7 protein-coding genes and 1 pseudogene are annotated in these 7,377 nt (G+C 60.4%); all 8 read left to right on the forward strand.

Features of this window, described 5'->3' with window-relative positions; all coding sequences use genetic code 11:
- Positions 1-43: 43 nt before the first annotated feature.
- Positions 44-805, forward strand: coding sequence for an ABC transporter ATP-binding protein (locus ACLPGZ_RS18910; protein WP_045930687.1), 762 nt, complete (start codon positions 44-46; stop codon positions 803-805).
- A complete protein-coding gene (locus ACLPGZ_RS18915; RefSeq protein ID WP_429641836.1) occupies positions 805-1,572 on the forward strand; it encodes an ABC transporter permease in 768 nt (255 codons plus the stop codon). The genes ACLPGZ_RS18910 and ACLPGZ_RS18915 overlap by 1 nt, the downstream gene beginning before the upstream one ends.
- A 2-nt stretch (positions 1,573-1,574) precedes the next feature.
- Positions 1,575-3,083, forward strand: coding sequence for an amidohydrolase family protein (locus tag ACLPGZ_RS18920; protein ID WP_239055029.1), 1,509 nt, complete (start codon positions 1,575-1,577; stop codon positions 3,081-3,083).
- A gap of 122 nt (positions 3,084-3,205) precedes the next feature.
- Positions 3,206-4,573 (forward strand): dihydroorotase, encoded by a 1,368-nt coding sequence (locus ACLPGZ_RS18925; RefSeq protein WP_009462747.1) that lies wholly within the window; start codon positions 3,206-3,208, stop codon positions 4,571-4,573.
- On the forward strand, positions 4,570-5,832 hold the full coding sequence (locus ACLPGZ_RS18930; RefSeq protein ID WP_239055028.1) for a Zn-dependent hydrolase: 1,263 nt from the start codon (positions 4,570-4,572) through the stop codon (positions 5,830-5,832). Before ACLPGZ_RS18925 ends, ACLPGZ_RS18930 begins: the two co-directional genes overlap by 4 nt.
- 1 nt (position 5,833) lies before the next feature.
- A complete protein-coding gene (locus ACLPGZ_RS18935; RefSeq protein WP_060186140.1) occupies positions 5,834-6,472 on the forward strand; it encodes a flavin reductase family protein in 639 nt (212 codons plus the stop codon).
- Between the two features lie 7 nt (positions 6,473-6,479).
- On the forward strand, positions 6,480-7,145 hold the full coding sequence (locus tag ACLPGZ_RS18940) for an aspartate/glutamate racemase family protein (protein WP_115635294.1): 666 nt from the start codon (positions 6,480-6,482) through the stop codon (positions 7,143-7,145).
- A 6-nt stretch (positions 7,146-7,151) separates the two neighbouring features.
- A pseudogene (locus ACLPGZ_RS18945) lies at positions 7,152-7,377 on the forward strand (2-oxopent-4-enoate hydratase); the annotation flags it as partial.

Below are 7,377 nucleotides of genomic sequence, written 5' to 3' on the forward strand. Positions count from 1 at the left end.
CCGGCTTGGCCCAGGCGGGCCGGCGCGCGCCTAGGAGCGCATTGTGATACGCATTCAAGACGTGAACCTGATCTACGGTCGTAATACCGAGCGCGAGACTCAGGCACTGAAACAAATCAATCTGGACATCCAGGACAACGAAATCATTGCCATCGTCGGCGCGTCGGGCTGTGGGAAATCCACCCTGCTGCGCCTGATTGCAGGCTTGCTGATGCCCACAAGCGGCACCGTCAGCATTGATGATGAAATCGTTGCCCACCCTCGCCAGGACACCGGCATTGTGTTCCAGGCCCCGACCCTGGTGCCCTGGGCCAATATTCTGGACAACACCCTCCTGCCATCCAGCATCATGGGTCGTCTGGACGATCAGGCCCGCAGCCGCGCCACGCGTCTGCTGACCACCGCTGGTCTGGGCAATTTCCTGCACCACCACCCCAAGCAATTGTCGGGCGGCATGCAGCAACGCGTGGCCATTTGCCGCGCACTGGTTCACAACCCCAAAGTGGTGCTGATGGATGAGCCGTTCGGCGCCCTGGACGCGCTGACCCGCGAAACCATGACGCTGGAACTGCTGCGGCTTTGGTACGAAGACCCCAAAACCATTGTGTTTGTGACGCACTCGATTTCCGAAGCCGTCATGCTGGGTCACCGCATTGTGGTGATGTCGCCGCGCCCCGGCCAGATTACCGAAATTCTGGATGTAAACCTGCCCCGCGAACGCGACTTTTCTCTGGTGGGCACGCCGGAATTTACGCGCTGTGCCGCCGCCGTCCGTGAACTTATTTTCCAACACGAGGTGGCTTGATGAGCGAGCAAACTCAAACCCTGGCCGCTGCGCCTGTGCGCAAGCGACGATTGCGCCTGCGCGATTTCAATGAAATTACCATCCCGGCCATCACCCTGATTGCCGTGGTCATCCTGTGGGAGCTGGCCAGCCGCCTGTTTGATATCCCTGAATATCTGGTGCCCGCCCCCTCGCGCATCTGGGCCGATTCCATGCAAATGAAAGAGGCCATGCTGATGCACACGCTGGTGTCCACGCGCACCATCATGCTGGGCTTTTTGCTGTCGATTGTGATCAGCTTTCCGCTGCTGATCCTGACCCAGTCCATCCCCAAGGTGGCCCTGGCTCCGATTCTGGTCATTATCTTTGGACCCACTGAGCTACCACGCGTCGTGGTGACTTTTCTGGTGGCCTTCTTCCCGCTGGTGATCTCCATGACCTCCGGCCTGCTGGCGGCCCCACCCGAGCTGATCGAGCTGGTCCGTGCCTGCCGCGCCACCCGCTTGCAAGAGTTCTTCCGTATCCGCCTGCCCTTTGCCGTGCCCTTTATTTTCTCGGGTCTGAAAGTGGCCATCACCTTATCCGTGGTGGGTGCAGTAGTCGGTGAATTTGTAGCCGCTGACCAAGGTCTTGGCTACTTGATCACCACCTCTACGGCCTTCTTCAAGACACCGGTTGCCTTTGGCGCCATGGCGATCTTGTCCGTGCTGGGCATTGTGTTCTTTCAGGTAATTTCTGCCGCCGAACGCATCCTGTTCCCTTGGGCAATCAAGGACAATCGGAGCTGATCATGACATCAAGTTATACCGTCATCCGTGGGGGCCTGGTGCTGGCCCACGCCCAAGCCAAGGCCGAACCTCTGGACATTCTGATCAAGAATGGCGAGATCGAAGCCATGGGCCCGCCCGGCCTGCCCGCGCCGTCTGAAGCCACAGTCGTGCAAGCGGATGACCAACTGCTGCACCCTGGCCTGATCAACGCCCACACCCACGGCCACGGCACCTATGCCAAAGCCATGGGGGATCGCTGGTCGCTGGAGCTTTTATTGACGGCTGGCCCCTGGATCAATGGCGACCGCCATCTGGAAGACAAATACCTGAGTACCCAGCTGAACGCGGCAGAAATGCTGCTGAAAGGCTGCACCGCCAGCTACGACCTGTACTCTGAAGTCCCCGTACCCACGGCGGAAGGAATGAATGCCGTCGCCCAGGCCTATTTGGATGCCGGTATGCGGGCCACGGTAGCGCCCATGATGGCAGACCTGTCCTTCTACCAATCCATTCCCGGCCTGATCGAAGCCCTACCCGAGGATCTGCAAACGTTTGTGGCCCAACTGGCACCGCAGTCGTTCCGGGCCACGCTATCAGGCCTGACGGACTTTCTGGACCAGCAGCGCAACTCCGACCGCATTCGCGTGGCCTTGGCCCCGACCATTCCCATGCTGTGCTCGGACGAGTTCCTGCAAACCTGCGGTGAAATCAGCGCGGAGCGCAATATCGGCCTGCACAGCCACGTTGGCGAGTCCTATGTGCAAGCCCTGACCGGCATGAAACGCTATGGCACCACCATTGTTCAGCATCTGGACAAGCTGGGCCTGATCTCGCCCCGTTTCACCCTGGCACACGCCATCTGGCTGGACGAGCGCGACCTGGACATTCTGGCCGAACGCGGTGCCATGGTGGCCCACAACCCCGGCAGCAATATGCGTTTAGGTAATGGGATTGCCGATGTGAACTCCATGCTGGAACGCGGCATTACCGTGGGCCTGGGCACGGACGGCTCCAATAGTGGCGATAACCAGAATATGTACGAGGCCATGCGTCTGGCCTCCTTCTCGTCCAAGGTGCGCGGCCCGGATACAGAACGCTGGGTCACAACCGAACAAGCGATGTACGCCGCCACCGAAGGCAGCGCCCGCTGCCTGGGCATGGGCGAGCAGTTGGGACGTCTGGAACCGGGTCGCAAGGCCGACATCGTGTTTCTGGATCTGGCCCATATCAACTGGATTCCGCATAACAACACAGTCAATCAGCTGGTGCATCTGGAAGACGGGCTGGCGCTGCGCCATGTGATGGTCGACGGCGAGTTTGCCGTGCGCGACCGACAGTTAACACAAGTGAATATGCCTCGCCTGCGCCAACAAGTGGAGCAGGCCCAGGAACGCATCACACGCAATACCTACGACAAGCGCCACATCACGGAAAAACTGGCCAAAGCCGTAGGTTCGTTCTGCCTGTGCCTGGGCCACGACCGCTATCACGTGCAGCGCTGGGCGCACTCCAAGCAAGACTTAACATGACGTTATGTTTTACAGATAAATAGGCATACGACATTCATGACTGGATTTGCTTCAATCATGGAAACGAACACGATTGCGGGCACGCGAGATGCGCGGGTCCGAGCCATCCAAGGAGGAAGATAATGAGCGACTTTGATCTGGTAGTACGAGGAAATATTGTTGAACGCGACCGCATCATCACAGACGGCTGGGTGGCCGTCCGCGAAGGCCGAGTAGCAGCCCGCGGTGTTGGCGCGGCTCCTTCGGCCCGTGAACATGTGGATGCGCGTGGCATGTGGGTCATGCCCGGCGTGCTGGACGGTCAGGTGCACTCTGGTAGCCAGGCCAATCAGGAAGGTCTGGGTTGGGCCTCGCGTGCGGCGGCCGCCGGTGGCGTGACCACCATGGTGGAAATGCCGTACGACGATCCCGAACCCGTTGCCTCCCGCCCTCAGCTGGAAGACAAGATTGCCCGCATTGAAAGCGATTGCCACGTGGACGTGGCCTGCTACGGCACCCTGAACGACCAGCACGGTCTGGAAGCAGCCGCTGGCCTGATTGAAGGCGGCGTTTGCGGTTTCAAATTCTCTACCTTTGAAGCTAGCCCCAACCGCTTTCCGCGCGTGGAAGAAGACATCCTGATGGAAGCCTTCCGCCTGATTGCCCCCTCCGGCCTGGCCTGCGGTGTGCACAACCAGGACCAGGAACTGACACGCAAGAACATCAAGCGCATGGTCGAAGCCGGTGATACGGGTTGGGACGCCTTCTTGCGCGCTCACACCCCTCTGATCGAAAACCTGGCCACCAGCGCCATTTATGAAATCGGTGCTCAAACCGGTGCCCGTGCCCACGCTGTGCACGTGTCCCTGTCGCGCGGTTTTGAGATCTGCAATATGTACCGTCAGGCAGGCCACAAGGCGTCCATCGAGACCTGCGTGCAGTACCTGATGCTGAACCACGAAGAACACACCCGCCGCTTCGGTGCCAAGACCAAGCACTACCCTCCCATTCGCCCCAAGGCGGAAATGGATCTGCTCTGGACCCACATCGCCAACGACGAATGTACCTTCGTGTCCTCCGACCACGTCAGCTGGGGCCTGGAGCGCAAGCAGTTTGACAATGTGTTCCAGAACTCCTCCGGTGGCCCTGGTCTGGAAACCCTGCTGCCTGCCTTCTGGACCGGCTGCGCCGAACACGGCATTTCCCCCACTATGGTCGTCAAGCAATTGTGCTGGGGCCCTGCCCAACACTTCCTGCTGGAACACCGCAAGGGTTCGCTGAATGTGGGTGCAGATGCCGACATCGTGATCGTCAAACCCGAAACCTACCGTTTTGACCCGTCCACCAGCCTGTCCGCCGTCACCTGGAGCTCCTTTGAGGACCGCGAGTTCCAAGTGCGTGTGGAAGCCACCTATGTGCGCGGCCAACTGGCCTGGGACGGCAAAACCGTGCGTAACGCTGCGGGCGACGGTCAGTTCATCCGTCCGCACAAGGCAGGCGAATTGTCATGAGCCTGGCCATGCCCTTGTTGAATCAGGAGCGCCTGTGGCGCAGCACCCAGGAGCTGGCCGCGTTCACGCTGCCCGACCAGCCCTGGACACGTCGCGCCTTCTCCGATCTGTTTCTGCAATCGCGTCAGTGGTTGCTGCAACAGTTCGAAGAAGCGGGCCTGACCGTACGCATGGATGCCGCGGGCAATCTGATCGGTCGCCGCGAAGGGCGCAAGCCCGGACTGGCACCGATTACGACTGGCTCGCACTGCGACACCGTGATGTATGGCGGACGCTACGACGGCATCATCGGCGTGCTAGCCGGGCTGGAAGTGGCCCGCTGCCTGAACGAGCAGAACATCCAGCTGGACCATCCTTTTGAAGTAGTAGATTTTCTGTCTGAGGAGCCCAGCGACTATGGCGTGTCCTGCGTAGGCAGTCGCGCCATGGGCGGGGTCTTGTCCGACGCCATGCTGGCCGAACGCAATCCTCAGGGCGAAACACTGGCGCAAGGCATTGCCCGCATCGGTGGCCGTCCCCAGGAACTAGCCCAGGCTCGTCGCGCCCCCGGTGATACCGCCGCCTTTGTCGAGTTGCATATCGAACAAGGCCCGGTACTGGAATCGCGCAATCTGCCTATCGGCGTGGTCAGCAATATCGTGGGTATTTGCCGCCACCGCATCATCATCACAGGTCGCCCGGACCATGCAGGCACCACACCCATGGACATACGCCGTGATGCTCTGGTCGGTGCCAGCCTGATCATCAGTGAAGTGGACCGCAAGGCCCGCCGGGCTCTGGGGGGACCAGACTATCTGGTCGCCACCATCGGTAACCTGAATCTGACGCCCAACGCCTCCAATGCCGTACCCGGACGCGTTGAGATGATGGTGGAAGTACGCAGCGACCGCCAGGAACTGATGCAGAACTTCACCGAGGAGCTGCTGGCCCAGTTGCGCCCGGAAATCGAGGCCATGGGCCTGGGTCTGGACGCGGCGCAAGTCAGCCTGGCCAAGCCCACGGACTGCACGCCCGAGGTGATGTGCATCATCGAGCAGGCTGCCAGCGCTTTGGGATACCCGAGCATGGTCATGCCTAGCGGAGCCGGTCACGATGCGGTCTACATGGCACCCAGCGGCCCCATGGGCATGATCTTCATTCCCTGCCTGAATGGTCGCAGCCATTGCCCTGAAGAATCCATTACGTCCGAGCAGCTTCTGGACGGTACGCGGGTTCTGTATCAGACCGTTGTCATGTTGGACCAGAGCCTGGAGAGCTGACATGGACTGGTCCTGTGATCAGCTTGGCGAACGCGAACGCTACCGCTTGTTGGTCAACACCGTGTTGCCGCGCCCCATTGCCCTGGTCACGACCTGTGACCAGCAGGGGCGCGTGAACACGGCCCCGTTCAGTTTTTTCAATGTGATGGGCTCGGAGCCTGCCGTACTGGCACTGGGCCTGGAAAACGATGCGCACTCTGCCGATGGTCTGAAAGACACCACCCGCAATATCCTGGCCACCGGCCAGTTTGTGGTGAACCTGATCAGCGCCAAGATGGCACGCGCCATGAACATCTGCGGCATTGCTTACCCGACCGGTCAGGCCGAGCACCTGCAGGCGGGCCTGGATCTGGCCCCCAGCGTGCAAGTGCAGCCGCCCCGTATCGCCCAATGCCCAGTGCAGTTTGAATGCCGCTTGCACACCGCGCTGGACCTGGGCCCGCTACGCCATATCGTCATTGGCGAAATCCTGCATTTGCACTGCGACGACGCCATCCTGACGCCTGAAGGGCGCATTGATATAGACGCTTACGACCCTATTGGGCGCATGCATGGTTCTGACTGGTATGTCGGCCTGCAAGGCCGCTTTCAGTCAGAAAAACTAAGCCACCAAAACGGGCTACCGCCCACCCAAACATAAAAACATCATGAACCGTCGCCCTCATATCTACGTTCTGAACCCCAATTCCAGCCAGATCGTAACGGATGGCCTGGACCGTGCTGTCCAGCCTCTGCGTCTGGCCGATGGCCCGGCCATCTCCTGCCTGCGCCTGCCCCAAGGCCCGGCGGGTGTACAAAGCCAGACCGATATTGACACCCTGATCCCTCACTTGCGCGCCCAGGCCCTGAGCGTCAAAGAAGACGCCGCTGCTTATGTGGTGGCCTGCTTTAGCGACCCCGGCCTGTACACCTTGCGCGAAGCAGTGGATGTGCCTGTATTGGGCATTGCCGAAACCGGCGTGCTGACTGCCTTGTCACTGGGCCAGCGTTTTGGGGTGCTGTCCATTTTGCAGGCCTCTATCCCGCGTCACCTGCGCTACTTTGGTGCAATGGGGGTGACTGATCGCCTGGCCGCCGACCTGGCTATCAATATGGGCGTGTCGGAGCTGGCTGACGAGAAAAAAGCCCTGCAACGTCTGACAGAAGTCGGCCAGCGCCTGCGCGATGAGCACGGTTCTGATGTGGTGGTGCTGGGTTGTGCTGGCATGGCCAATCAGCGCGAGGCGCTGGAACAGGCTTTGGGCATTGCCGTCGTGGAGCCCACGCAGGCCACCGTTGCGGTAGCCTTGGGCCGTTGCTTATTAGGCTGGTAAGCCTTGATGAGCACCACACTGCAAACCGACTGCCTGGCGACGGCACAACGTCTGCTCCAGGCCCGTCAAGAACACCGTCCCATCGAAGACTGGCCCGACGCGCTGCGACCTGTGTCTTTTGATCAGGCCTATCGCGTCCAGGCCGTGCAAATGAAAACCCTGGGCCCCATAGGAGGCTGGAAAGTCGGCGCGGCCAATAGCGTGGCCCCGCCGACTTTCCAGCCTCCTATGG

It is taken from the genome of Alcaligenes sp. Me129, assembly GCF_050487245.1.
Classification (GTDB): Bacteria; Pseudomonadota; Gammaproteobacteria; order Burkholderiales; family Burkholderiaceae_B; genus Alcaligenes; species Alcaligenes phenolicus.